Origin of the sequence: Micromonospora fluostatini, from assembly GCF_050410825.1 — a bacterium.
In the GTDB taxonomy this organism is placed as follows: domain Bacteria; phylum Actinomycetota; class Actinomycetes; order Mycobacteriales; family Micromonosporaceae; genus Micromonospora; species Micromonospora rosaria.
Map to the genome: position 1 here is coordinate 2662851 of NZ_CP191251.1, position 23096 is coordinate 2685946.

The following is a 23096-nucleotide window of genomic DNA, read 5'->3' on the forward strand; positions in this document are numbered from 1 at the left end:
CGCCGGCCGGCGGGCGGTGCGGTGCCGGCCGGCGCGCGGTACGGCTCAGCTCAGCGAGACGTTGGCGAAGCTCGGCAGGTCGTTCGGGGTGGGGGTGAATCCGTTGACGCCCGTGCGCAGCACGACGTTGCCGCTGAGGTCGAGCGGGAAGATGCCGACCGCGTCGTCCCAGACGATCTTGCCGGCCTGGGCGTACAGGTCGGCCCGCTTGTCCTGGTCGAGTTCGGCGCGGGCGGCCAGCAGGATCTCGTCGAGGGCGGGGTTGGTGTAGCCGTTGCGCTTGGCGGTCGACAGGTAGAGCCGGGCGAGGGTGAAGTCGGCGTCGCCGGTGATCGTGCTGCCGGTGGTCATCGTGCTGTTCCAGTCGAGCTTGAGCAGCTTGTCCAGCCAGGTCGCCCGCTCCAACTCCTCGGGCTTGACCACGATGCCGACCTTGGCCCAGTCGCTGATCATCGCGTCGGCGAACGAGTTGCCGTTGGTGCAGCAGCCGGTGCTCCACATCATCGAGGTGGTGAACCCGTTCGGGTAGCCGGCCTCGGTGAGCAGTTGCTTGGCCTTGGCGGGGTCGTAGGGGTACGGGTTCTGGGCGGTCGCGCCGAAGATGGCCTCCGGCAGCGGGCCGGTGGCCGGGGTGCCGGCCTGGTCGAACAGGGAGCCGCTGATCGTGTCGAAGTCGACGGCGTGCCACATCGCCCGCCGGACCCGGGCGTCGGTGAACGGTTCGCGGGAACTGTTGAACCAGATGTAGTAGTTGGCGTAGGTGGGGAACGACTGGACGGTCAGGGCGTCGTTTCCGCGCAGGCCGGTCAGCTGGTCCGGTGGCAGTCCCCAGGTCACGTCGATCTCGTTGTTGGTCAGGGCGGTGACCCGGCCGGAGACCTCGGGGATGTAGCGGTACGAGATGGTGGCGAGTTTCGGCTGGTCGCCCCGGTAGGTGTCGTTGCGGACCAGCTCGACGCTCTGTCCGGCGGTGAACGAGGAGACCTTGAACGGCCCGGTGCCGTACGGGGCGTCGAAGAACGCGCTGTCGGTGATCTTGGCGGCCGGGGCGATCCAGAGCAGGGTGAGGTTGCTCAGCACGGTGCCGAGGGCGCTGCTGGTACGGATGGTCAGGGTGTGCTCGTCGGGGGTGCCGATCTCCTCGACGGTGGCCCACAGGCCGGCCAACGGCCCGTTGCCGTCGATCAGCGCCTGCAGGGACGCCTTGGCGTCGGCGCTGGTCATCGGGGTGCCGTCGGCGAAGGTGACGTCGTCGCGCAGCGCGAACTGCCAGGTCAGCGGGTCCGGGTTGGTCCAGCTCTCGGCGAGGTTCGGGGCGATCTCGCCGTTGTCGCGGACGACGAGGGTTTCGAAGACCTCCTGGACGACGGTGAGGGTGGGCTGGTCGGCGGAGTTCGCCGCGAACGGGTTCAGCGACACCACCGGGGTGGGGTTCGCCACCCGGAGAGCGCCCGCGCCGTCGCCGGTGCCGGTGGTGCTGTCGGAGTCGAAGGAGCAGGCGGTCAGTCCGAGTACACCGACGAGGGCCAGCGCACCGAGACGGGTGGTCAGAGATCTCATGTCATCCCATTTCACTGACGGTTACCGGGTGGAGAGGTTCGGGTCGGAGCGGTCCCGCAGCTCGTCGCCGAGGACGCCGACGCAGACGACGAACAGGGCCAGGACCAGCCCGGGGATGGTGGCGATCCACCAGGCGCTGGCCAGGTAGTCGCGGCCGTTGGCGATGGTGGTGCCCCAGCTCGGGGTGCCGGGCGGGATGCCGAGCGACAGGAAGCTCAGCGACGCCTCGGCGACGATGACGAATCCGAGCTGGACGGTGGCGATGACCATCAACGGGCTGGCGACCGCCGGGAGGACGCAGTGCCGGACGATGTGCCAGGAGCCGGCACCGAGGGTGCGTGCCGCGTTGGCGAAGTCCCGTGACTTGGTGGCCAGGGTCTGCGCCCGGGCGACCCGGGCGAAGATCGGCCAGGTGGTGATGGACAGGGTGAGGACGACGTTGGTGACGCTGGAGCCGAGGACGGCCGCGACGAAGACGGCGAGCAGGATCGACGGGAAGGCGAGCTGGATGTCGGCCAGCCGCATCAGGACCGCGTCGACGACGCCGCCGAGGTAGCCGCAGAGGATGCCGATCGCCGCGCCCACGACGCCGGCGAGCAGCAGGGTGGCCGCGCCGACCAGGATCGAGACCCGGGCGCCCTGCATGATCTGGGGCAGCAGGTCCCGGCCGACCTGGTCGGTGCCGAGCAGGGCCAGGCTGCCGTCGGCGAGTCGGCTGCCCGGGGGTTGCAGCCGGTCGGTGACGGAGGTGGCGATCGGGTCGTAGCGGGCGAGGATCGGCCCGATCAGGCCGGCCACCACGTAGCCGGCGATCACCCCGAGCGGGATCCACAGGCGCAGCCGCCGTCGGCGGGGCCGGCGGGGGACGGCGGCGGGCTGGCCGTCGTCGCCGGTGGGGTCGACCTCGACGGGTGGGCCCGGTGTGCCGAGCGCCACGGACGCGGTTACGGGGTCGGTCACGTCGCTCCCTCCTCAGACGCTCTCGCGCACGCGCGGGTCGAGCCGGACGTACAGCAGGTCGACGACCAGGTTGATGACGATGAAGATGGCGGCGACGGTGATCACGCAGGCCTGCACGACGGAGTAGTCGCGGGCGGCGATGGCGTCGGTCATCAGCCGGCCGACACCGGGCCAGGCGAAGACCGTCTCGACGATCACGGCGCCGCCGAGCAGGCTGCCGAACTCCAGTCCGGCGACGGTGACGACGGGGATCAGCATGTTGCGCATGGCGTGCCAGCCGACGACCCGGGTCTCGGACAGGCCCTTGGCGCGGGCGGTGACGACGTAGTCCTCGTGCAGCACGTCGAGCAGTCCGGAGCGGACCAGCCGCAGGACGACGCTGAGCAGCGGCAGGGCCAGGGTGACCGCGGGCATGACCATCGCCGCCGGTGATCCCGCTCCGGAGCTGGGCAGCAGGTGCAGCCACCGGGAGAAGATCAGGATCAGCATGATGCCGACCCAGAACGAGGGCAGGGACTGGGTCAGCATCGACAGCACGGACACGACCCGGTCGACGATGCCGTTCGGGCGGGTCGCGGCCAGCGCCCCGAGGGCGAACCCGACGACGATCGCGATGGTGAACGCGGTCGCCGCCAGCGCGGCGGTCGCGGTCAAATGGGTGAGGACCAGGCTGGTGGCGGCGTCGTTGAGCCGGAACGAGTCGCCGAAGTCGAAGGTCGCGGCCCGTTGCAGGAAGCGGACGTACTGCACCACCGGCGCGGCGTCCAGCCCGTACTCGCGGCGCAGCGCCTCGACCGCCGCCGGGTCGGCGTCCGGCCCGAGCTGGTTGACCGCCGGGTCGCCGTCGACCTGCCGCATCGCGAAGAAGACCACCGTCGCCGCGCCGAACAGGACCAGCGCCGAGATCGCGAGACGGCGGAGCGCGTACCGCAGCATCGCCGGTGCCTCAGCGTCCGGGCGGCGCGGCCGCCGCGTCGGCGTGCAGGGCCGCCTCGATGTCCTCGACGACGGCGACCGCGGCCCGGCCCTCCGCGCCGCTGACCGGGGTCGGCCCGCCGGTCAGGGCCGCGTCGACGAAGGCCTCGAGTTCGGTACGCAGGTTGTAGGCGCCGCCGCCGTCGCGGCTGGGCCAGAAGTACGTGTCCATGAAGCTGGCCGCGCCGTCGCGGCGGGCGTACAGGAGGTCGTTGTGCGAGAGGTCCATCTCCAGGACGCCGTGCTCGCCGACGATCCGCAGCCCGGCGTCGGCCCGCGACGGCCGGGAGTGCGGCAGCGTCCAGTTGTTCTCCATCGTGCCGACCGCGCCGCCGTCGAGGCGGATCGTCGCGTGCACGACGTCGTGGCTGGGCGAGAGCACCTTGCGGCCGACGGCGCCGGTGACCTCGACGTCCCGGCCGGTCACGAAGCGGACCAGGTCGGCGTCGTGGATGCCGAGGAACCAGGCCACCGAGGTGCGGTCCCAGATGCCCACGCCGACCGCCTGCGAGGTGCAGCGCCAGACCTTGACGTGCCAGATGTCGCCGAGGTCGCCGGAGCGGACGACCTCGCGGAGCCGGCGCACGCGCGGGTCGAACCGCAGCACGTGGCCGATCATCAGCGCGTCCGGGTCGGGACATCCGGCGATGATCCGGTCGCAGCTCGCGGTGGACAGCGCCATCGGCTTCTCCAGCAGCACCCGCTTGCCGGCCGCGAGCGCGGCGAGGGTCGCCTCCTCGTGCAGGTGGTCGGGGGTGCAGATGCTGACCGCGTCGACGTCGTCGAGCAGGTCGCCGATCTCCGCGACGGCGCGTACCCCGAGGTTCTGCTCGGCCCAGTCGCGGTGGTGCGGTGCGACGTCGGCGACGGCGACCAGCTCCGCCTGCCGTACGTCGCGCAGCGCGCGGGCGTGCAGTTGTCCCTGGACCCCGATACCGACGACACCAATCCTGAGGCGGTCCACGCCAGGCCTCCAACTGTTGCAGACTAGATGAGAGCTAGGTGTGTACCTAGCTGCCGATAGTTCTACACCCAGTCGGAACGTGAGGCAAGAGTCAGATCACCACCGACTCGTCGTTGACCTGGGGATTCGCCTTCGCCGCTGGCATCCCGGAGCCCGGCGAGGCCTCTCGACCGTCGAGTCGCGATCAGTCGGGCACCGGCCTCGCGCCCGGGTCTCGACCGTCCCGTGTCGCGACCCCGACCGACCCCGGGCTCGAGGCAGGCGGCGACCCGTCACCGCCTGCCTCGACGGCCTGCTGCGACGGCCCGACGGGCGGTCGACGCGACACGGCAGCCACCGATCCACCCACTGACCCGTCGAGCAGGGCGAGGATGTGGGGTCACACCGCGGGACGCCGATATTGTTTCGGCATTCGGGCCGGACGCATTGCAATGATCAGCGCATGCCGCATCAGACACCCGCGCTCGCCGACGACGACAGGCGGGTGCTCGACGAACTCGACACCCTGCGGGACAACCTGCGTTCTCCAATCGCCGGGCCGCACCGCTGAACGGGGCAGCTCCGGCGCACCCCGATCGCCCACGCCATCCCTGGCTCGAATTCGATCGAGGGTTACCAGGTCGGTTTCCCCGGACGCCGCCGTCGCACCGACGACCAAGCAACCCGCGACACGTTCTCCCCCGTCGCCCGGACGCTCCACGATCTCGCGGCCCCCGCGCATCGTCCAAGAGAATAATCAATGCCCGAAGCCACAATCCTCGACGACCGCCAGCGCAGCCACGGTCTCGGCGGCCGGCACCACCGTGACCGACCTGCACGGCATTGACGGGGCCACCGCCGCACAGATCCTCGCCCGCACGGGCGCCGTCCCCCAGGTTCCGGTCGCGGCCCGCCTGCACCTCGTACCGCGGGTCGCGCCGACAGAAGTGGCATCTCCACGGCCCGACGCGACGCCCTGTCCGACAACACCTACCGCATCATGATCCACGACACAAGCCCCCTCGGCCACCGGCAGGTTGACAAGAGAGCGCCATTGGAGACACCACCGGCCGACACCCCTCACCGAACGCCATCGCCATGGCAACCTCGCCCCGAGCGCGCTCCCACCCGCACTGCCAGCCCGGCCCGCCCGGCGGGAGACCCACCATCCACCTGACCAGCGGCGACCCAGCGTCCGACGACGGTCGCGACACAGAGGAATCGTCGAATTCAGACCCTTCCCGCAATCGCCTTGCGACCCGGAGGAGATTTACGGGGCTGCATGGAGTTGGAAACCGTGGTATGACACTTCCGTACGTTTATCGAGCACGTTCAGGGAGTGGCCATTATCACATATCAATAGGGCCATTAAGTGCCCTCTCCGTCGCCAGGACGATCGCGCCGAGCCTGGTGACGCCAACGGCGGCACATCGCACGTCAGCTCGGACCGCACCTGAAGTGGGAAGAGTGCCCACACGTCTGTGGTCTGAGGTCGATGCAGGGTAGACAACGGGGGAATTGGTGTGCAGGGATTACGGCTGTCTCACGAGGTCCGGGCCGGTAACGACACGACGGGTAGCGATCGCATCCGAGTTCTGCTCGCAGACCCCGACCCCATCTCCCGGCATGTTCTCGGGGACGTCCTGGGTCATTCGCCACTCCTCCGCCTGATCTCCTCCCTCGACGCTCGGCGATCGGTGAGAGACTGGCCCGTGCGGCAGGCGGATGTCGTCGTGCTGTCCGCCGGGCCCCCGGCCGTCTGGGGGCGTGTCCTGGAGGAGTTGGTCGCCGTCGGCGCCCGAGTGGTGCTGATCGACTCGCACTGGACACGTGCCCAGCTCACCTCGGCGATTCTCGGCGGTGCTGCCGCGTGCCTGGTGAAGAAGGTGGAGGTCGCCTACCTCGTGCCTGCCGTCGTGGCGGTTGCGTCCGGCAGCATGGTGCTGTCCCGCGAACTCGCCGCGCTGTATGTCACAGGTCAGGGGCCCACCGGGCAGGCGGCCGCCGGCCAGCGGGCCCGCGACCGGGTGGGCGCCCTGACGAGTCGCGAGCGCGAGGTGCTGAGCCTCCTCGCCGGGGGGATGACCACTGCTGAGGCGGCCGCCGCCCTGAGGATCTCACCGACGACGGTGAAGAGTCACGTGTCGCACGCGTTGCCGAAGCTGGGCGTTCGCAACCGCATGGAGGCGGTGCTGCTCGCTCAGCGCATGCTCGCGGCACCGGAATGAACCCGGCCCGGCCCGACCCGGACAAACGAGGAGCGCCACGACGCCACCTCACGCGCGCCGATGCAGGTACGTCGTCCGCCGGGCGATCCTGCCGTCGCGTAGCTGGTACGTCTCGGCGAACCTTTCCTCGACGCGTTGTCCCTGCGTGGTCTCGCCGGTGAACCGTCCCCAGCTCGCCGCGACGTCCGACTCGCCGATGACCTGCTCGGGCTCATGGCGCCCGGCGGCGATCGGGCGCTCCGACCGGTAGAACCGGCTGATCCGCTCGAGCCCGGTCAGGGCGGGGCTTCCGGGGCGTTCCACGACGCAGTCGTCGGTGAGGACGGTTGCCAGCTCGTCCCAGCGCTGGCCGTCGATGATGGCGAACAGCTCGGTCACGAGCCTCGCCGCGGTCGCCGAGGTGACTGGGGTCATCGCCCGTCCTTTCCGTCTGGCCGGCGCGTCGCGGGCGGATGCGCCCAGGGGTCGGCGGTGAGGAGCGTCAGTGCCTCGCGCATCCGGGCGAGGTGAAGCTCGGCCTGCGCAGCGGTGAGCAGGGCCGGGTCAAAGGACACGACCAGCCGACTGCCCGCGTCGGTGACGTCGACGTCGAAGTCCACCCGGAACGCGAAGCTCGGCTTGCCCTCGATCCACCACGAGTCGATCGGCGGTCCGGGTATCCCGCTGGCGTCGCGGTCGATCTGGAACTGGGTGAAGTTGAACGTCGCGTCGAACGGCGGACGTCCGAGCCCGGTTTCGATCCGGGCGAGTGGGTAGGCCCAGTACGCGCTGCCCTCGCGTTCGGCGTCGAAGACTCCTCGCGCGGTGTCGGCCCAGGTTCCCCGGGTATCGCCGATCCGCATCGGCACGGTGTTGAGGTAGGGGCCGACGACGAGGTCGGCCCCGGGGGTCTCCGGGCGCGCGTTGACGACGACGCCGGTCACGATGTCGCCGGCCCGCCGAGCCAGCGCCCGCAGCGCCCACACGTGCGCCGTCAGCCCCAGCGACTTCAGCGGTACGCCGACTGTCCGGGCCGTCTCGCGCAGTCGCCGCATGAGCTCGGCCGGCATGGCGAAGCTGGTGCTGAGGCGAGCGTCGGCCGGTCCGCTGAGCGGGCCGCGCTCGAACAACAGTGGTGGCAGGTCCGACTGCTGTCGCCAGTACCGCTCGGCTGCCTCGGAGGCGAGCGCGGCCCGTTCGGCATCGAGGAAGCGGCGGTGCGCCCCGGCTGGCACGGGGGGCAGCCCGGCCTGTTCGTCGAGCCCGGCCGCTGGCCCGGCAGCGCCGGCTGCGGCGGCGTGGTACAGCCGGAGTAGCTCGACCACGACGCGGCCGTAGCTCCAGCCGTCCACGATGGCATGGTGCATCACGACGGTGACGTCGAAGACTCCGTCGCCGGCCACCACGTGGCACCGCCACAGTGGGGCCTGGCTCCAGTCGATCGGCAGCGTGAGCGTGTTCTCCCGCCACCGTCGGGCGGCTGCTCTCGCCTCGGTGGCGTCGGCGCCGGCTGCCACCTCCACGGTGAGCGGGGTGGTGATGGACGACCACACGAGCTGTACCGGCTGGGAGAAGCCGCCCAGGTCGAACGAGGTACGCAGCGCCTCGTGGCGGGCGACCAGCGCGTCCAGGGCGGCGCGGAACCGCGGCTCGTCGAAGTCCGCTCGGACCTGCCAGCCGATGAGCGCCTGGTAGAGCTGCGGATCGCCGCTGTGCTCGATCAGGTAGATCATGCCCAGTTGCAGTTCGGTGGTCGGTGCCGCGCTCGCCACGCCCGCCGGCAGCAGGGCCATGTCGGCAGGTGGGAGCAGCTCGGTGTGGGCGTCCCCGGAATACGGCGGGGGGTTGGGGTCCTCCTTGCCGACTGCGGCGACCAGCTCGCGGATCGTCGGGTGGTACAGCAGGTCTCGCAGCCCGATCTGGATTCCGCTGCGCTGCGCGTCCGTGACCACTCGCAGCGCGATCAGCGAGTCGCCGCCCATGGCGTAGAAGTCGTCGTCGAGCCCGATCGGCTGATCGGACAGGTGCGTGCTCATGATGGTGGCGAGCGCGGTGGCCAGGTCGGTGGCCTCCGGCGCGGGACGCGTCGTCGAGTGCGTCATCACATCCCCCGTTCGTTCACAGTGCCGGCGACGCGCCGGCCGGGTCGGGGGCTCTGCCGCGGCGCAGAGCCCCGGCCAGCCCGGCCGGTGTCGGGTCCAGATACAGGGCGTCCAGGGTCAGGGCGACGCCGAACCGCTCGCCGAGCTGCCCGATGACGGTCATGGCCAGAAGAGAGTGGCCACCGAGTTCGAAGAAGTCGTCGTCGGCACCGATACCCACGATGCCGAGCTGGTCGGTCCAGGCGTCGGCCACCGCTCGCTCCAGCCCGGGGCCCGGTTCGCGGTAGGCCGCGTTCAGCTCGGGCCGCGCGGTGGTGTCAGCGGCGGCCAGCGCGGCGCGGTCGAGCTTGCCGTTGGCGTTCAGCGGCAGCTCGTCCACGATGCGGACCAGCGAGGGCACCGCGTACGACGGCAGCACGGCGTCCAGGCCGGCACGGACGGCCAGCGAGGAGATCGGGCCCGGTCGGTTGCTGACCACGTAGGCGACCAGCCGCCGGTTCCCGCCCGTCGACACCGGCACGACGGCCGCCTGCCCCACCTCCGGCAGGGCCAGCAGTGCGGCCTCGACCGCTGCCGGCTCGATCCGGTACCCGCGGATCTTGACCTGGCTGTCCTGGCGGCCGACGAACTCCAGCAGACCGTCGGTGCCGGCGCGGACGAGATCACCCGTGCGGTACATGCGTTGTCCGGGAGTGTCCGCGAAAGGGTCGGCGACGAACCGGGCCGCTGTTTCGCCCGGGTCGTTCAGGTAGCCGTTGGCCAGCCCGGTGCCGGCCGCGTAGAGTTCACCGGTCTCACCCGGGGGCACCGGGCGCAGGTGATCGTCGAGCACGTAGACCCTGGAGCCGCGGATGGCCCTGCCGATCGGGACGGTCGGGCCGGAGAACGCGCCGCGCAGCCGGTGGCAGCAGGTGAAGGTGGTGTTCTCGGTCGGTCCGTAGCCGTTGACCACCGTCGTGCCGGGCAGGGCGCGCACCGCCGCGTCGACGTGGCCTGGTGAGAGCGTGTCGCCGCCAGCGAGCAGGTATCGCAGGCAGGGGAGGTCACCCAGGCCCAGCTCGACCGTGCGGTGGAACAGCCCGGCCGTCAGCCACATCACGGTCACCCGCTGCGCCCGGACGAAGGCCAGCAGGTCGGCCACGGACAGGTCGCCGGGCGGCGCCACGGCAACCCGTGCGCCGTTGGCGAGGGCTCCCCAGATCTCCAGGGTGGACGCGTCGAAGGCGACCGGTGCGAACTGGAGGAAGACGTCGTCGGGCCCGACGGTGAGGTAGTCGGGTTCGAGGACCAGCCGCAGCACCGCCCGGTGCGGCACCACGACGCCTTTGGGGCGACCGGTGGACCCCGACGTGTAGGCGATGTAGGCGGCCGCCGAGCCGTCCACGCGGACGTCCGGTGGCGTCACCGGAAGCCGTACGGCCGCCGGACCGTCCAGCAGCTCGGGGCCCAGTACGGTGAGGTCGTCGTGGTGGCCGTCGTGAGCCGGCCGCCCGGCGGTGTCGGTGAGCAGGACGCGGACGCCGGCGTCCTGGGACAGGAGCCGGCGGTGCCGTACCGGATCGCCGGGATCGAGGGCCAGGTAGGCGGCGCCCGCCCGGAGGATCCCCAGCAGCATGACGATCATCTGGGTGGACCGGGCCGTGGACACCGCGACCGGTTCACCGGGCCGGACCCCGTGTCGGTGCAGGTGGTGGGCGAGCTGGTTGGCGCGGGCGTCCAGCTCGGCGTAGGTGAGCGCGCCGTCTGGGCCGCTCACCGCCGTGCTGTCCGGCCGCAGGCGCGCCTGTCGGGCGACCGCGGCGCCGATCGTGTTCACGTTCATCGGGTGCCGTCCGTCGTAGCCGCCAGCCCGGCGAGCAGCTCCCGCAGCGCGGCGGGGGCGTCGAGGATGTCGTAGTGGCCGCCCGGCAGGTCGACGAAGCGCACCTCGCTGGCGTACTCCTGCCAGGGCCGGAGCTGGGCGTCGGTGACCTCGGGATCGTCGGTCCAGCGCACGACCGCCACCGCCGCCGGCAGCCGCACCGGTTCCTCCCGTCGGTACACCCGGCTTGCTCCGAGGTCGAGCCGCAGGACGCGCAGCGCCAGCTCGATCAGCATCGGGTCGGGTTGGGCGCCGCGCTGCCCGACGAGCTCAGCGAGCTCGTCGGTCAACTCCTGTTCGGACAGGTCGAGGAACCGGTCGTAGGGGCAGTGGTGTGGAGCCACCTGGGCGGAGACGACGAGCCACGCGGGTGCCGGCAGGCCGAGGGTGGCCAGGCGCACTGCGGTCTCGTACGCGGGCAGCGCCCCCGTGCAGTGCCCGACGAACAGGAACGGACGGTCCAGGTACGGCTCGATCGCCTCGACCACCCCTGCGGCCAGGTGTTGGTACGTGCCGAAGTGCGGCTCGCGGCTGCGGTTCTCCCGGGCCGGGGGCTGGATCGGGCAGATTTCGGCGCCGCCGAGGAACCGTGGCCAGCGATTGAACATCGAGGCGCCGATGCCCGAGTACGGGAAGCAGAAGATGCGCGCGGGCGCGTCCGGGGTCGGCCGGCGCAGGAGCCAACGGGTGCCGGTCCGGGGCGTCGTCGTCATGTCGCTCCCCGCGTGTCCGTGCCGCCGTCGCGGCCCCCCGCCCGCGGCTCGGCCGCGACGGGATCCGGCTCCGGTGCGCTGTCGGGTTGGGGCTGGGCGGGCACGGTGGTGGGTGTCGCGCGCACGTGCCGTACCGAGGGCAGGAGCAGGACCAGCAGGCCCGATGCGACGATCAGTGAGCCGGCGCCGAGCAGGGCGGTGCGGGTGCCGACAGCGTCGGCCACCGGTCCGGCGATCGCGACGCCGAGCGGCACGAACGCGAACGATCCCAGCGCTTCGTACGACATCACCCGCGACAGCGCCTCGGGTGGGACGTTGCGTTGCAGTGCCGTCTCCACCGTGACCTCGTACACGTCGATGCAGATCGCGGAGGTGAACGCGCCGATCGCGAGTGCCACCACCGGCACCGGTCCGGCCAGCAGGAACAGGGGCAGCGCGAACGCAGCCGTCAGGAGGGCCGCGGTCCGTGCGGGGTATCGGGGGCGGTACCTGATGGCGACGACCGTTCCGGCGATGAAGCCCACCGCCTGTGCGGTCAGCACGGCGCTCCATGCCGGTGCGCCGCCGAGCGAGCGTTCGGCCACCACCGGTCCGATGACGTAGAAGCCACCGGAGAGCAGGATGTTGACGAACGCGAGCTGGCCGACGATCGCCCACACCCACTGCCGGGAGGTGAACTCCTTCCAGCCTTCGAGCACCTGGGAGAGCAGCGTCCGGGAGGGCGCGGTCACGGGCGCCTGCCGGGGTGGGCGCAGGGTGAGCAGGACCAGCGCGGAGATGAAGAACGTGGCCGCGTTGACGCCGAGGGTGACGCCGGGGCCGAAGGCGGCGATGAGCACGCCGGCGAGCGCGGCGCCGACGATGGTGCCGGCGCGCATGGCGAACTTCAGCAGCGCGTTGGCCGACTGCAGCGCTTCTGGGGGCACGAGTTGGGGTGTCATGGAGCGCGACGCCGGCTCGAACAGGGCCAACGCGCCACCGTTGAGGGCGGCCAGCAGCGCGATGGCCGGGATGTTGGCGTTTCCGCCGATCAGCAGCACGGCGGTCGCGGTCTGCGCGAGGCCTGCCGCCACCTCGGCGCTCACCATGACCCGGTACCTCGGGAGCCGGTCCGCGATCACCCCGCCGATGAGGACCAGGGTGACCTGCGTGAGCGTGCGCGCCATCAGGACCAGGCCCAGCGAGGTGGCCGAGGCGCCAGGCATCCTGAGGATCGCGAAGGCGAGCGCGATCGGCATGATCGCGTTGCCGAGCAGGGAGATCGAGCGGGCGGTGAGGAGGGCGGCGACCTGACGGTTGCGCAGGACCGCGAGATCGTCCTTCAGCACGGGTCCGTGCCCTTCGTCGCGGCGTGGAGCACAGCCTGCGGAGGGTGCCGCTCGACGTAGTCGAGGCAGCGTTCTCGGCTGTCCTCACCGTGGACGACGGTCCAGCCGCGTGGCACGTCGGCGACGAGCGGCCACAGGGAAAGCTGCTGCTCGTCGTTGCGCAGCACGAGGAAACGTCCGTCCTCGTCGTCGAATGGGTTGGTCACTTGTTCCCTCCATCGGGGGCCGACACGACCGGCCCGGTGTCGCGGGCCGCCATCGTGTCGGCCACGATCTGCCCGATCTGCGTCAGCGGCTCGGGAGCCCCCATGCCCAGGTGGGTGGCGGCGACGGCATGCCAGACCACCTCGCCGGTCACGTGTTTCCCCCACACCTCTGGCATGGGCGCGTCCGGCATGCGGCCCTCGGTGGCGAGGAAGAAGAGGATGTCGCCGGTCAGGGTGCTGGCCGGCCGGTAGTCGCGGCCGATGGCCCGGTTGTGCGCCATCGCCTGCAGGATCGCCTGGATCCGGGTCTCGTTCAGGGCGGCAAGGGCCCCGCCGTTGTCGCGGACCATCTCCACGGCCCGGGCCAGGTTCTCCGAGCCCTCCTGCGGCACGTCGTGCGGCCGGGTGGGGTCCAGCAGGGAGGCGAGCATTTGCCGCGAGTCGATCCGGTAGTGGATCGGCACGTCGGGGAAGCAGTCCATCAGCGTCAGCAGGTCGACGGTGGCGCCCTGCGCCTGTAGGCGCAGGGCGACCTCGAAGGCGACCAGGCCGCCGAACGACCAACCGAGCAGGCGGTACGGCCCGCGCGGGTGGACCTGCCGGATCCGCGCCGTGTAGTCCGCCGCCATTTCCTCGACGGTGGGCGGCATGTCGTCGGGTCGCAGCAGCCCGCGCGCCTGTACGCCGTACACCGGCACGTCGGTGGGGAGGTGCCGGAGCAGCCCGGCGTACGCCCAGCTCAGCCCGCCCCCGGGGTGGATGCAGAACAGTGGGGGGCGGTCTCCGCCGGTCCGGAGCGGCAGCATGGTCTCCAGGCTGCTGTCCTGGGTGGCTGCCAGACCGGCCCGTTCGGCGAGCCCCGCGACGGTCGGTTTTTCGAAGATGGTGCTCATGGCCAGTTCCAGGCCCAACGTGCGCCGGATCCGGCTGAGCAGCCGGGCGGCGAGCAGCGAGTGTCCGCCGAGGGCGAAGAAGTCGTCGTCGATGCCGACCGAGGCCAGCCCCAGGGTCTCGGCGAACAGTTCGCAGAGCACTTCCTCTCGGGGGGTCCGTGGACCTCGGCCGGACACGGGGCCCACCTGCTCCGGCGCCGGCAACAGGTCCCGGTTGAGCTTGCCGTTGCCCCGCAGCGGTAGTGCGTCGAGGACCGTGAACGCGGCCGGCACCATGTGCTCTGGGAGCAGCCGGGCCAGGTGGTCGCGCAGGTCGCCAGGTGTGGGGGGATCGGTGGGATCGGCCGCGACGAGGTACGCGGCGAGCCGCCGGTCGCCGGGGCGGTCCTCGCGCACGATGACCGCGGCGCGTGCCACCTGCGGATGCGTGGCCAGCACCGATCCGATCTCGCCCAGCTCGACCCGGAATCCGCGGATCTTGACCTGGTCGTCGGCCCGGCCGAGCAGGTCCAGTGTGCCGTCTGGCAGCCACCGGCCCACGTCGCCGCTGCGGTACATGCGCGTTCCGGGTGCCCCGTGGGGGTCGGCGACGAACCGGGTCGCGGTGAGCGTCGGCCGGCCGGCGTAGCCACGACCGATGCCCGAGCCGGCGAGGTAGATCTCGCCCGGTACGCCGATCGGGGCGGGGTTGAGCGCGGTGTCCAGCACGTAGACCCGGGTGCCGGTCAGTGGTCGGCCGACCGGGAGCCGGCCGGTCAGGTCGGTGGGGCGCACCGGGTGCACGCAGGCCATCATGGTGGTCTCGGTCGGGCCGTACTGGTTGACGATCTCGCATCCCCAGGTGGCGGTCACGAGGCGGGCGGTCTGCGGTGGCAGTGTCTCGCCGCCGGTGCCGACCAGCCGGATCGAGGCCAGGTCCGCAGCCGTGGCACCACAGGTGGCGATCGCTTCCAGCATCGACGGAACCACGCACAGTATCGTAGTGGGTCGGCTACGGCGGATGACGTCGATGACGGTCTCGGGATCGCGGGGCCGTACGGGTGGCAGCATGACCACCGAGCCGCCGATCGAGAGCGGCCCGAATATCTCCCGGGCCGGTGCCTCGAACCCGAGGGAGATGAGCTGCAGGTTCCGGTCGGCGGAGGTCAGCGCGAAGTGCCGGTGCACGTCCAGCAGCCGCTGCACGATGCCCGCGTGCTCGATCAGGACGCCCTTCGGTCGCCCGGTGGAGCCGGAGGTGTAGACGACGTAGGCGAGGCTCGTGCCGTCCGCCGCTGCCGGCAGGCGGGTCGTGGGCTGCGCGGCCAGTCGCGTGTCGGTGTCCGTGGCGATGGCGGGCACGTCCAGGTCGGCCAGGTCCGCCTCGGTGAGCAGGATGGTGGCCCCGCCGTCGCGGAGCATGTAGCGGCGTCGTTCGGCCGGGTAGTCCGGATCCAGCGGAATGTACGCGGCACCGGCCTTCCACACGCCGAGCATCGCGGCCACGGCCGCGAACCCCGGCCGGTACGCCAGGCCGACCCGGCTGCCCGGACCTGCACCGATCTCCCGCAGCAGGTGGGCGATCCGGTTGGCCTGCTGGTCGAGGTCACGGTACGTCCACCGAGAGCTGCCCTGGATCACGGCGACCGCGTCGGGTGTCCGGTCGACCTGTTCCTCGACCAGGGCCGCGACGGTGGCCTGGGCCGGTGGCCGCACGGCGGTGCTGGTGAGGGCGGGCACGAGGTGTTCGAGTTCGCCGGCCGCCAGCAGGTCGATCCGCCACAGCGGGGTGTCCGGTCGCTCAGCCACCACGGTGAGCAGCCGCAGCAGCCGCTGGATGATCCGTTCGACGGTGCCACGGTCGAACAGGTCGGCGCTGTACTCCAGTGCGCCGCGGATCCCGAGCGGCGCGTGGTCGGTGTCGTAGCGTTCCTCGAACTTGACCGACAGGTCGAACTTGGCGGTGCCGGTGCCGACCGGCTGCGGTTCGACCGTCAACCCGGCGAGCAGGGGTCCGCTCGGAATGCTGTTCTGCGCGCCGAGCATGACCTGGGCGAGCGGGTGCCGGGCGGGCGAGCGGACCGGGTTGAGCATCTCGACCAGCCGGTCGAAGGGCATCTCGGCATGGTCGAGCGCGGCCAGGTTCCCTGTCCTGACCCGGCGCAGCAGCTCGACGAAGCTGGGGTTTCCCGACGTGTCGGTACGGGTGACGACGGTGTTGACGAAGAAGCCGACCACGTCGTGCAGCGCCTGGTCGTCGCGGCCGGCGACGACGTTGCCGATCGGGATGTCGGTACCGGCGCCGAGCCGGGTCAGCAGCGCCGCCGTCGCGGCCTGCAGCACCATGTTCACCGTGGCGCCGCTCTCGCGGGCCAGCTCGAGTAGGTGGCGATGCAGGTCCGCGTCGATCCGCAGGGGCAGCATCTCTCCGTCGAAGCTGGCGGTCGCGGGGCGCGGCCGGTCGGCGGGCAGGTCGAGCTCCTCCGGTACCCCGTCGAGCAGGTGCGACCAGTACCGCAGGTGGCGGCTGATGCGGCTGTCCGGGTCGGTGGTCTCCCCGAGCAGGTCACGCTGCCAGATCGCATAGTCCGCGTACTGCACCGGCAGCGGATCGAACCGTGGCTCGAGCCCGGTGCGGCGGGCGGCGTAGGCCGTCGCGAGGTCGCGGATCAGCGGCTCCAGCGACCAACCGTCGGCCGCGATGTGGTGCAGGGTCAGTACCAGCACGCTGGATTCCGCGCCGGTCACCAGAAGTTCGGCGCGCAGCGGCAGGTCCGTGGTGAGGTCGAAGGGGCGGCGGGTGGATTCGGTGACGGCCTCGTCGAGCAGGCCCGCCGGCACCGTGCGGGTCACGAGGCAGGTGCCGATCCGCTCCGGGGCGAGGATCTGCTGCACGGGTTCGCTGTTCCGCTCGGGGTAGCGGGTGCGGAGGATCTCGTGCCGCACCATCACATCGCGGACCGCGGCGGCGAGTGCGGCGGAGTCCACCCGGCCGGTCAGGTGCAGCGCGTGCGGGATGTGGTAGGCCGGGTTCGCGCCGTGGATCTGGTGCAGGAACCACAGGCGACGCTGGGCATACGACAGGGGTGCCTCGGGGCTCCGGTCCTGCGCGGTCAGCGGTGACCGGCTGTCGGTGTCGGCCGTGGTGCGCCGGATGAGCGCCGCCGGCGTGCGCGCCTCGAACAGGTTCTTGACGCCGACGTTCCAGCCGAGGACCGCGCGCACGCGATTGACCAGCCGGATCGCGGTCAGCGAGTTGCCGCCGAGGGCGAAGAAGTCGTCGTCCATGGTGACGGCCGGGCGGGCGAGCACCTGGGCGAAGATGAGACACAGCAGTTCGTCGGCCGGGTGCCGGGGGCGCGAGGGCGCCGTGTCGCCCGCCACCGTCGCCGTCAGGTCGGGCAGCCGAGTCCGGTCGATCTTGCCATTGACCGTCATGGGTACGGCGTCGAGCACGCCGATCGCCGTCGGGACCATGTAGTCGGGTAACCACGCGTTCAGGTGTCCACGCAACTCGGGCTCGCCGGGGACGGCGGTGCCGGCGGGCACGACATGCGCCACGATCTCGACCTCTCCGCCGCCTCCGGGCCGGGTGCTGGCCACGGCGTGTCGGATCGCCGGGTGCCGGCGTAGGGCATGCTCGATCTCGCTCAGCTCGACCCGGAAGCCGCGGATCTTCACCTGCTGGTCGGCCCTGCCGAGGTACTCCAGGCCACCGTCGGGATGGCGGCGCGCCAGGTCTCCGGAGCGGTAGCCGCGGACGGGCTGTCCGTGCTCGTCGCGGAGGTCCAGGAACCGTTGCCGGGTCAGCTCCGGGCGGTTGAGGTAGCCCAGCGCGACGCCGGGGCCGGTCACCACGATCTCACCGGTCTCGCCGGGCGCGACCTGGCGCAGCTCACCGTCCACCAGGAGCACCCCGAGGTCGGGCAGCGGGACACCGATCATGCTCCGCTGGTCGCTGACGTCGTGGGCGCGGACCCGCTGGTATGTGCCGTGCACGGTGATCTCCGTGATGCCGTACATGTTGACCAGCTCGGGGGCGTGGTCGCCGTACTTGGCGACCCATGGGGCCAGGTCGGCGAACGTGAGGGCCTCGCCGCCGAACACCACGAGGCGCAGTGGCAGCCGGTCCGGCCAGTTGGGCTCCTCGTGGACAAGAGTCCGGAAGGCGGTCGGTGTCTGGCTCAACACGGTGACGGCCTGTTCGCGGAGCAGCCGGCGGAAGGCGGCCGGGTCGCGGGCCGTCTCCTCGGGCACGACGACGAGGTGCCCGCCGTGTAGCAGCGCGCCCCACATCTCCCACACGGAGTAGTCGAACGCGAACGAGTGGAACAGCGACCACACGTCCTCGCAGCCGAAGCGGAACAGGTCGTGGCTGGAGGTGAACAGCCGGGTCACGTTGGTGTGCGAGACCTGCACGCCCTTTGGCCTGCCGGTCGTGCCGGAGGTGAAGATGGTGTACGCGACGGAGGACGCCGGCACCGGGGGGAAGGTGGCCGGCTGCGTGGGTGCCTGCCGTGGGCCGTCGAGGAGCAGCGTCGGGGTAGCGTCCGGTAGCTGACGTGCGTCGTCCGTGGTGCTGAGGACCAGCGCGGGCCGCGCGTCGTCGAGAATCAGTTCCAGCCGGCTGCCCGGCGCGGCCCGGTCGAGCGGCACGTAGGACGCGCCGGCGCGCAGCACCGCCAGGGCCGCCACGACCAGGTCGACTGAACGCGGCAGGAGCAGACCGACCCGCGCACCCGGCTGTGGTACCCGCCCGAGGATCTCCGCCGCCAGCCGGGTGACGGCCCGGTCGAGCGCCGCGTAGGTCAGGAGGGTGTCGCCGTCGCTGACCGCCGTCCGGTCCGGGTACCGCGCCACGGCCTGCGCGAAGCGCTCCATCAGGTTGAGGTCGTCAGCGGCGGCGGCCTCGGCCGCGTGCGGGTCGGCGCTCACCACGGCTGCCCGTCCTGGCGAGGGGTGCCACCGAGGACACGCTCAGTCGGAGATGAGGCCGCGCACGCCCCCGTGCCATCTGTCGGCGAACCGGTCGGCCGCCGCGTCGTCGGCGAAGGTGTACGTCTTGAGCAGCCAGCGAGTGCGTGCCCGTTCCGCATCGTTGATCTCCATCTTGTCGCGGCTGTGTAGTCCGGCCTGGTTCGCGAACAGCAACAGGTCGCCGGTTCGCAGGCGGTGGCGTTGTTTGCCCGCAAGGACGAGCGCGTCGCGCAGGGCGAGCAGGGCGTCCTTGGCCGCCTCGGGGGCGCCGGGGTTGACGCGGGTGAAGGTGTCGAGGTAGCGCACGTCGTGGTGGCCCTCGAAGATGGCGTGTGGGTCCGACACCGACTGCCGCCGGTTGGTGTCCCGCGAGTACACGTCGAAGCTCGTGACGAAGTGCGGCCGGCGGAGCACAGCCTCGTGTTCCGCGGACAGGTGTTCCAGGAGCCGGGCCCCGTCGACGTAGCTGGTGTAGATGAACTCCTGCTCGGGGCACCGCAGCCCGAGCAACGCGATGTAGTCGGCGCGCGCCCAGTGCGCGGTGCGGTCGTTGTGGTAGACCAATTCGCTGTCGCTGAATCCAGTCTGCATCCCGTGGTATTTGTCGATGGCCACCACGTCGGTGAAGAAATCTCCGTCGTTACGGCTGCTGTACGCCATGAGCGGTGTTCGGCTCAGGGCCGCCACCAGCGCCAGGAACGCCTCACCGACGAACGTCTTCTTCTTCGCGCGCTTGTCCGCGACCGGGTCCGCACCGGTCAGCACCGGGATCTCCTCGTCGATCGGGCAGTTGCGCAGGACATGGGCGTTGGACGTGCCCTCGGCGCGTTCGGTACGGATCCGCCCGAGCACCCGGGACAGCGATGCGGGAATCTCCGGGCTGGCGGCCAGCCTCGCCACCGAGTGGGAGAACGCCTCGTACTCCTGGTAGGGATGCTCCGCGATCCGGCCCAACGCCGCACATAGTCGGGCACGTTCGCCATCGGTGAAGACATACATCGGCATCACGCCGCCGAGCCTAGGGACCGCCGCCGCCCGTCGTCATCCCCTGCGGGTGGAGCCCGTGCCGGGCCCGTCATCCGCAGGAGGACGGACTCCTCCCCCGGATGATCGAATTCCGACCCCGACGGATTTACATTCGCCACCACATAGAGCTGGATGGAAGCGGGCGGACCCATCGGCGAAAGGCGCTGGAGTGGACGACAAGCGGCGCGTGTCGATTTTCGATACGACCCTCCGAGACGGCGAGCAGGCACCCGGCAACGCGATGACACCCGAGCAGAAGGTGGAACTCGCACTACGCCTGGAAGCGCTCGGCGTGGACACCATCGAGACCGGTTTCCCGGCGTCTTCCCCGCTGGAGGCGGAGGCGGCCCGGCTCATCTCGAAACGGTTGACCACCGCGCGTTTCACCACGTTCTGCCGGGCCGTGAAGGAGGACGTGGCGGTGGCGGTCGACGCCGCCGGCACCGACCGCCACGAGGTGCAGATCCTGGCCACCGCGAGCGACCTGCACCTGACCCACAAGCGGCGGATCTCCCGTGCCGAGGCCGTCCACGAGATCACCGAGACGGTGCGCTTCGCCCGCTCGCTCGGCGTCGAGTCGGTCTCGATCGGTCTGGAGGACGCCACCCGCGGCGCCCCGGAGCTGTTGCGGGCGCTGATCACGTCCTCGCTCGACAGCGGCGCCAATGCCGTCGTGGTCGCCGACACGTCGGGCTGCTCGACGCCCCAGGAGTTCGGCGACCTGATCTCGACGGTCCGCGGCTGGGCGCCACCGCCGGTGCGGTTGGCCGTCCACTGCCACGACGACCTCGGGCTGTCCCTGGCCAACAGCATCGCCGGGCTGCAGGCCGGCGCCGACGAGGTGCAGACCACGCTCGGCGGGATCGGCGAACGCGCGGGCAACACCGCGTTGGAACAGGTGGTGGCGCTTCTGCGGTACAAGGGCGACCAGCTCGGGCTCTACACCGACATCGACAGCGCCGCGATGTACGAGGTGTACACCCTGCTGCGCGGCGTGATCGGACTCGACGAGGTGCGCAACCAGCCCATCTTCGGCCAGTACGCGTTCGGCACCGCCGCCGGCATCCATCAGCATGGGGTGCTACGCAACCCCGCGACGTACGAGTTCGTCGAGCCGGCGCACGTCGGCCGGGAACGCTCCCTGATTGTGGCCCGCCACTCCGGCCGTTCCGTCCTGCACCACCTGCTCGGGCAGCTCGGTGCCGAGCTGACGCCGGAGCAGACCGACACCCTGTACCGGCGGCACATCCTGGAGCGGCCGGGCGGCGACTGCGAGGACATCTCGGTGCTGCGGGCCCGGCTGGCCGAGGACCTGGGCCTACCGCGATGACCGGTCGCACTCTGGCGGAGAAGGTGTGGCAGGCGCACACCGTGCGGCGCAGCACTGCGGGTGAGGATCTGCTGTACATCGACATGCAGCTGCTGCACGAGGTGAACACGCCACAGGCATTCGACGGTCTGCGCGCGGCCGGCCGGCGGGTGCGCCGCCCGGACCTGAATGTCGGTACCGAGGACCACAGCACGCCGACGCTCGCCGTGGACCGGCCGGAGACCGACCCGGTTCGGCGCCGTCAACGGCAGCTGATGCGACGCAACTGTCACGAGTCCGGCGTGCCGTTGCACCGGCTCGGCGAGCCGGGGCAGGGGATCTACGCGGTCATCGCCCCCGAGCTGGGGCTGGTGCAGCCCGGGATGACGATCGTCTGCTGTGACTCGCACGCCACCACCCTCGGTGCTTTCGGCGCGTTGGCGTTCGGCATCGGCACGAGCCAGGTCGAGCACGTTCTCGCGACCCAGACACTGCCGATGCGACGTCCGCTCGACATGTCGGTGACGGTCGACGGTCTCCTGCCCGACGATGTCACGGCCAAGGACCTGATGCTGGCGCTGATCACCCGGATCGGCACCCACGGCGGCCAGGGGCACGTGGTCGAGTACCGCGGACCGGCGGTCCGTGCACTCTCCATGGAAGCCCGTATGACGCTGTGCAACATGTCGGTGGAGATGGGTTCGGCCGCCGGCATGATCGCCCCGGACGACGTGACGTTCGACTACCTGCGCCGGCACGCCCGGCTCGACGAGCGCTTCGACGACGAGCTTCGGTACTGGCGGACACTGGCCACCGACGACGCGGCGACCTTCGCGCGCGAGGTCGTGGTGGATGCCACCACACTCGTGCCCTTTGTTTCCTGGGGTACCAATCCCGGGCAGTGCGTCCCTCTCGACGGCTCGGTACCCGACCCCCGCGACTTCGCAGACCCGGTTCAGCGCAGCGCTGCGGAGCGGGCCATCGCCTACATGGACCTGCGTCCCGGCACGGCGATGCGCGACGTCACCGTCGACGTGGTCTTCGTCGGCTCGTGCACCAACGGTCGCATCGAGGACCTGCGGGCCGTGGCTGGGGTGTTGCGAGGCCGGCGCGTCGCGGACACCGTGCAGATGATCGTGGTGCCCGGCTCGATGCAGGTCCGCGCACAGGCGGTCGACGAGGGGCTGGACCGGATCTTCGCGAAGGCCGGGGCCGACTTCCGGGCGCTGGCCGGGTGCTCGATGTGCGTGGCGTTGAGCGAAGACCGACTGACCAGCGGGCAACGGGCGGCGTCGACCAGTAACCGCAATTTTGAGGGCCGCCAGGGGCGGGGGTCGCGCAGCCATCTCGTCTCGCCTGCCGTCGCGGCGGCGACTGCGGTGGCCGGTCGCCTCGCCGCCCCCGCCGACCTATGAATCCTGAGACCCAGCGCGACGAGGTTGCCGATGGAACCCTTCACCGTCCACAGCGGACTGATGGCGCCGCTGCGCCGCAGTGACGTCGACACTGACCAGATCATCCCGGCCCGGTACTGCACCAACCCCACCCGCACCGGCTACGCCGACGGGCTGTTCGCCGACTGGCGACAGGACCCGCGGTTCGTCCTCGAGCGGCCCGAGCACCAGGGCGTGACGGTTCTCGTCGCCGGAGAGAACTTCGGCAGTGGCTCGTCGCGCGAGGCGGCGGTGTGGGCGCTGCAGAACTACGGTTTCCGCGCGGTGATCGCCCGCCGATTCGGCGACATCTTCCGCGCCAATGCGCTGATGAGCGGTCTGCTCGCGGTGACTCAGCCAGCTCAGGTGGTCGAGGAGTTGTGGCAGGCCGCCGAGAACATGCCGCGCTCGCCCGTAACGGTGGACCTGCAGCGGTTGGAGCTGCGCTGGGGTGGCCGGGTCGAGCCGTTCGACCTCGATGCCGATGCCCGGCAGCGGCTCCTGGCGGGGCTCGATCCGATCGCGGCCACGCTGCGTTTCGAGGAGGAGATCGCGCGGTACGAGGCGGGCCGCCGGCCGGCCCTTCCGACGTCCCTGACCACCGGGCCCGCCTCGTGAGCCGCC

The 23096-nt window shown here is 71.2% G+C and carries 16 protein-coding genes; 4 read left to right on the top strand and 12 right to left on the bottom strand.

The features are described from left to right. Window positions 1–45: 45 nt before the first annotated feature. From ACQUFX_RS11370 to ACQUFX_RS11385, 4 genes are read right to left on the bottom strand one after another with little or no spacing between them, the layout of a single operon-like run. A complete protein-coding gene (locus ACQUFX_RS11370; protein WP_428965975.1) occupies window positions 46–1560 on the bottom strand; it encodes an ABC transporter substrate-binding protein in 1515 nt (504 codons plus the stop codon). 21 nt (window positions 1561–1581) lie between these two features. After that, window positions 1582–2520, bottom strand: a complete 939-nt coding sequence (locus ACQUFX_RS11375; protein ID WP_428965976.1) for an ABC transporter permease — start codon at window positions 2518–2520, stop codon at window positions 1582–1584. Window positions 2521–2532: 12 nt separating this feature from the next. Further along, a complete protein-coding gene (locus ACQUFX_RS11380; protein ID WP_428965977.1) occupies window positions 2533–3456 on the bottom strand; it encodes an ABC transporter permease in 924 nt (307 codons plus the stop codon). Between the two features lie 10 nt (window positions 3457–3466). Further along, window positions 3467–4459 (bottom strand): Gfo/Idh/MocA family protein, encoded by a 993-nt coding sequence (locus tag ACQUFX_RS11385; RefSeq protein WP_428965978.1) that lies wholly within the window; start codon window positions 4457–4459, stop codon window positions 3467–3469. 1691 nt (window positions 4460–6150) lie between these two features. On the opposite strand from ACQUFX_RS11385, the gene ACQUFX_RS11390 reads away from it, so the two are divergent. Continuing rightward, window positions 6151–6666, top strand: coding sequence for a helix-turn-helix domain-containing protein (locus ACQUFX_RS11390; protein ID WP_428965979.1), 516 nt, complete (start codon window positions 6151–6153; stop codon window positions 6664–6666). A 48-nt stretch (window positions 6667–6714) separates the two neighbouring features. Here ACQUFX_RS11390 and ACQUFX_RS11395 read toward each other — a convergent pair whose 3' ends face one another. Genes ACQUFX_RS11395 through ACQUFX_RS11430 form a run of 8 tightly spaced genes read right to left on the bottom strand, consistent with a single transcriptional unit; the run spans window position 6715 to window position 19709 of the window. After that, window positions 6715–7080: a nuclear transport factor 2 family protein gene (locus ACQUFX_RS11395; RefSeq protein WP_428965980.1), complete on the bottom strand. Its 366-nt coding sequence runs from the start codon at window positions 7078–7080 to the stop codon at window positions 6715–6717. Continuing rightward, window positions 7077–8747, bottom strand: a complete 1671-nt coding sequence (locus ACQUFX_RS11400) for a condensation domain-containing protein (protein ID WP_428965981.1) — start codon at window positions 8745–8747, stop codon at window positions 7077–7079. The genes ACQUFX_RS11395 and ACQUFX_RS11400 overlap by 4 nt, the downstream gene beginning before the upstream one ends. A 16-nt stretch (window positions 8748–8763) precedes the next feature. Further along, the gene (locus tag ACQUFX_RS11405) at window positions 8764–10569 is read right to left on the bottom strand and encodes a non-ribosomal peptide synthetase (RefSeq protein WP_428965982.1); all 1806 of its coding nucleotides are present in this window, start codon (window positions 10567–10569) and stop codon (window positions 8764–8766) included. Beyond that, window positions 10566–11321, bottom strand: coding sequence for a thioesterase II family protein (locus tag ACQUFX_RS11410; RefSeq protein ID WP_428965983.1), 756 nt, complete (start codon window positions 11319–11321; stop codon window positions 10566–10568). Before ACQUFX_RS11410 ends, ACQUFX_RS11405 begins: the two co-directional genes overlap by 4 nt. Continuing rightward, on the bottom strand, window positions 11318–12649 hold the full coding sequence (locus tag ACQUFX_RS11415; RefSeq protein ID WP_428965984.1) for an MFS transporter: 1332 nt from the start codon (window positions 12647–12649) through the stop codon (window positions 11318–11320). The genes ACQUFX_RS11410 and ACQUFX_RS11415 overlap by 4 nt, the downstream gene beginning before the upstream one ends. Next, window positions 12643–12855: an MbtH family protein gene (locus tag ACQUFX_RS11420; RefSeq protein ID WP_428965985.1), complete on the bottom strand. Its 213-nt coding sequence runs from the start codon at window positions 12853–12855 to the stop codon at window positions 12643–12645. The genes ACQUFX_RS11415 and ACQUFX_RS11420 overlap by 7 nt, the downstream gene beginning before the upstream one ends. Then, window positions 12852–18662 carry an amino acid adenylation domain-containing protein gene (locus ACQUFX_RS11425; RefSeq protein ID WP_428965986.1) on the bottom strand — a complete coding sequence of 1937 codons (5811 nt, stop codon included), beginning with the start codon at window positions 18660–18662 and terminating at the stop codon, window positions 12852–12854. Before ACQUFX_RS11425 ends, ACQUFX_RS11420 begins: the two co-directional genes overlap by 4 nt. A 42-nt stretch (window positions 18663–18704) precedes the next feature. Beyond that, window positions 18705–19709, bottom strand: coding sequence for a TauD/TfdA family dioxygenase (locus ACQUFX_RS11430; RefSeq protein WP_428966932.1), 1005 nt, complete (start codon window positions 19707–19709; stop codon window positions 18705–18707). Between the two features lie 208 nt (window positions 19710–19917). Here ACQUFX_RS11430 and ACQUFX_RS11435 point away from each other — a divergent pair, with 208 nt between their 5' ends. Genes ACQUFX_RS11435 through leuD form a run of 3 tightly spaced genes read left to right on the top strand, consistent with a single transcriptional unit; the run spans window position 19918 to window position 23090 of the window. After that, the gene (locus ACQUFX_RS11435; RefSeq protein ID WP_428965987.1) at window positions 19918–21060 is read left to right on the top strand and encodes a LeuA family protein; all 1143 of its coding nucleotides are present in this window, start codon (window positions 19918–19920) and stop codon (window positions 21058–21060) included. Continuing rightward, entirely contained in the window at window positions 21057–22454 is a 1398-nt protein-coding gene (gene leuC, locus ACQUFX_RS11440) for a 3-isopropylmalate dehydratase large subunit (protein ID WP_428965988.1), read from the top strand. Before ACQUFX_RS11435 ends, leuC begins: the two co-directional genes overlap by 4 nt. A 30-nt stretch (window positions 22455–22484) precedes the next feature. Then, window positions 22485–23090: a 3-isopropylmalate dehydratase small subunit gene (gene leuD, locus ACQUFX_RS11445; RefSeq protein WP_428965989.1), complete on the top strand. Its 606-nt coding sequence runs from the start codon at window positions 22485–22487 to the stop codon at window positions 23088–23090. Window positions 23091–23096 lie beyond the last annotated feature (6 nt).

Bases quoted from the DNA above. Each gene is read 5' to 3' on its own strand.
- ACQUFX_RS11430 (WP_428966932.1), bottom strand. From the start codon at position 19,709: ATGCCGATGTATGTCTTCACCGATGGCGAACGTGCCCGACTATGTGCG.
- ACQUFX_RS11400 (WP_428965981.1), bottom strand. From the start codon at position 8,747: ATGACGCACTCGACGACGCGTCCCGCGCCGGAGGCCACCGACCTGGCC.
- leuD (WP_428965989.1), top strand. From the start codon at position 22,485: ATGGAACCCTTCACCGTCCACAGCGGACTGATGGCGCCGCTGCGCCGC.
- ACQUFX_RS11370 (WP_428965975.1), bottom strand. From the start codon at position 1,560: ATGAGATCTCTGACCACCCGTCTCGGTGCGCTGGCCCTCGTCGGTGTA.
- ACQUFX_RS11410 (WP_428965983.1), bottom strand. From the start codon at position 11,321: ATGACGACGACGCCCCGGACCGGCACCCGTTGGCTCCTGCGCCGGCCG.
- leuC (WP_428965988.1), top strand. From the start codon at position 21,057: ATGACCGGTCGCACTCTGGCGGAGAAGGTGTGGCAGGCGCACACCGTG.
- ACQUFX_RS11395 (WP_428965980.1), bottom strand. From the start codon at position 7,080: ATGACCCCAGTCACCTCGGCGACCGCGGCGAGGCTCGTGACCGAGCTG.
- ACQUFX_RS11380 (WP_428965977.1), bottom strand. From the start codon at position 3,456: ATGCTGCGGTACGCGCTCCGCCGTCTCGCGATCTCGGCGCTGGTCCTG.
- ACQUFX_RS11405 (WP_428965982.1), bottom strand. From the start codon at position 10,569: ATGAACGTGAACACGATCGGCGCCGCGGTCGCCCGACAGGCGCGCCTG.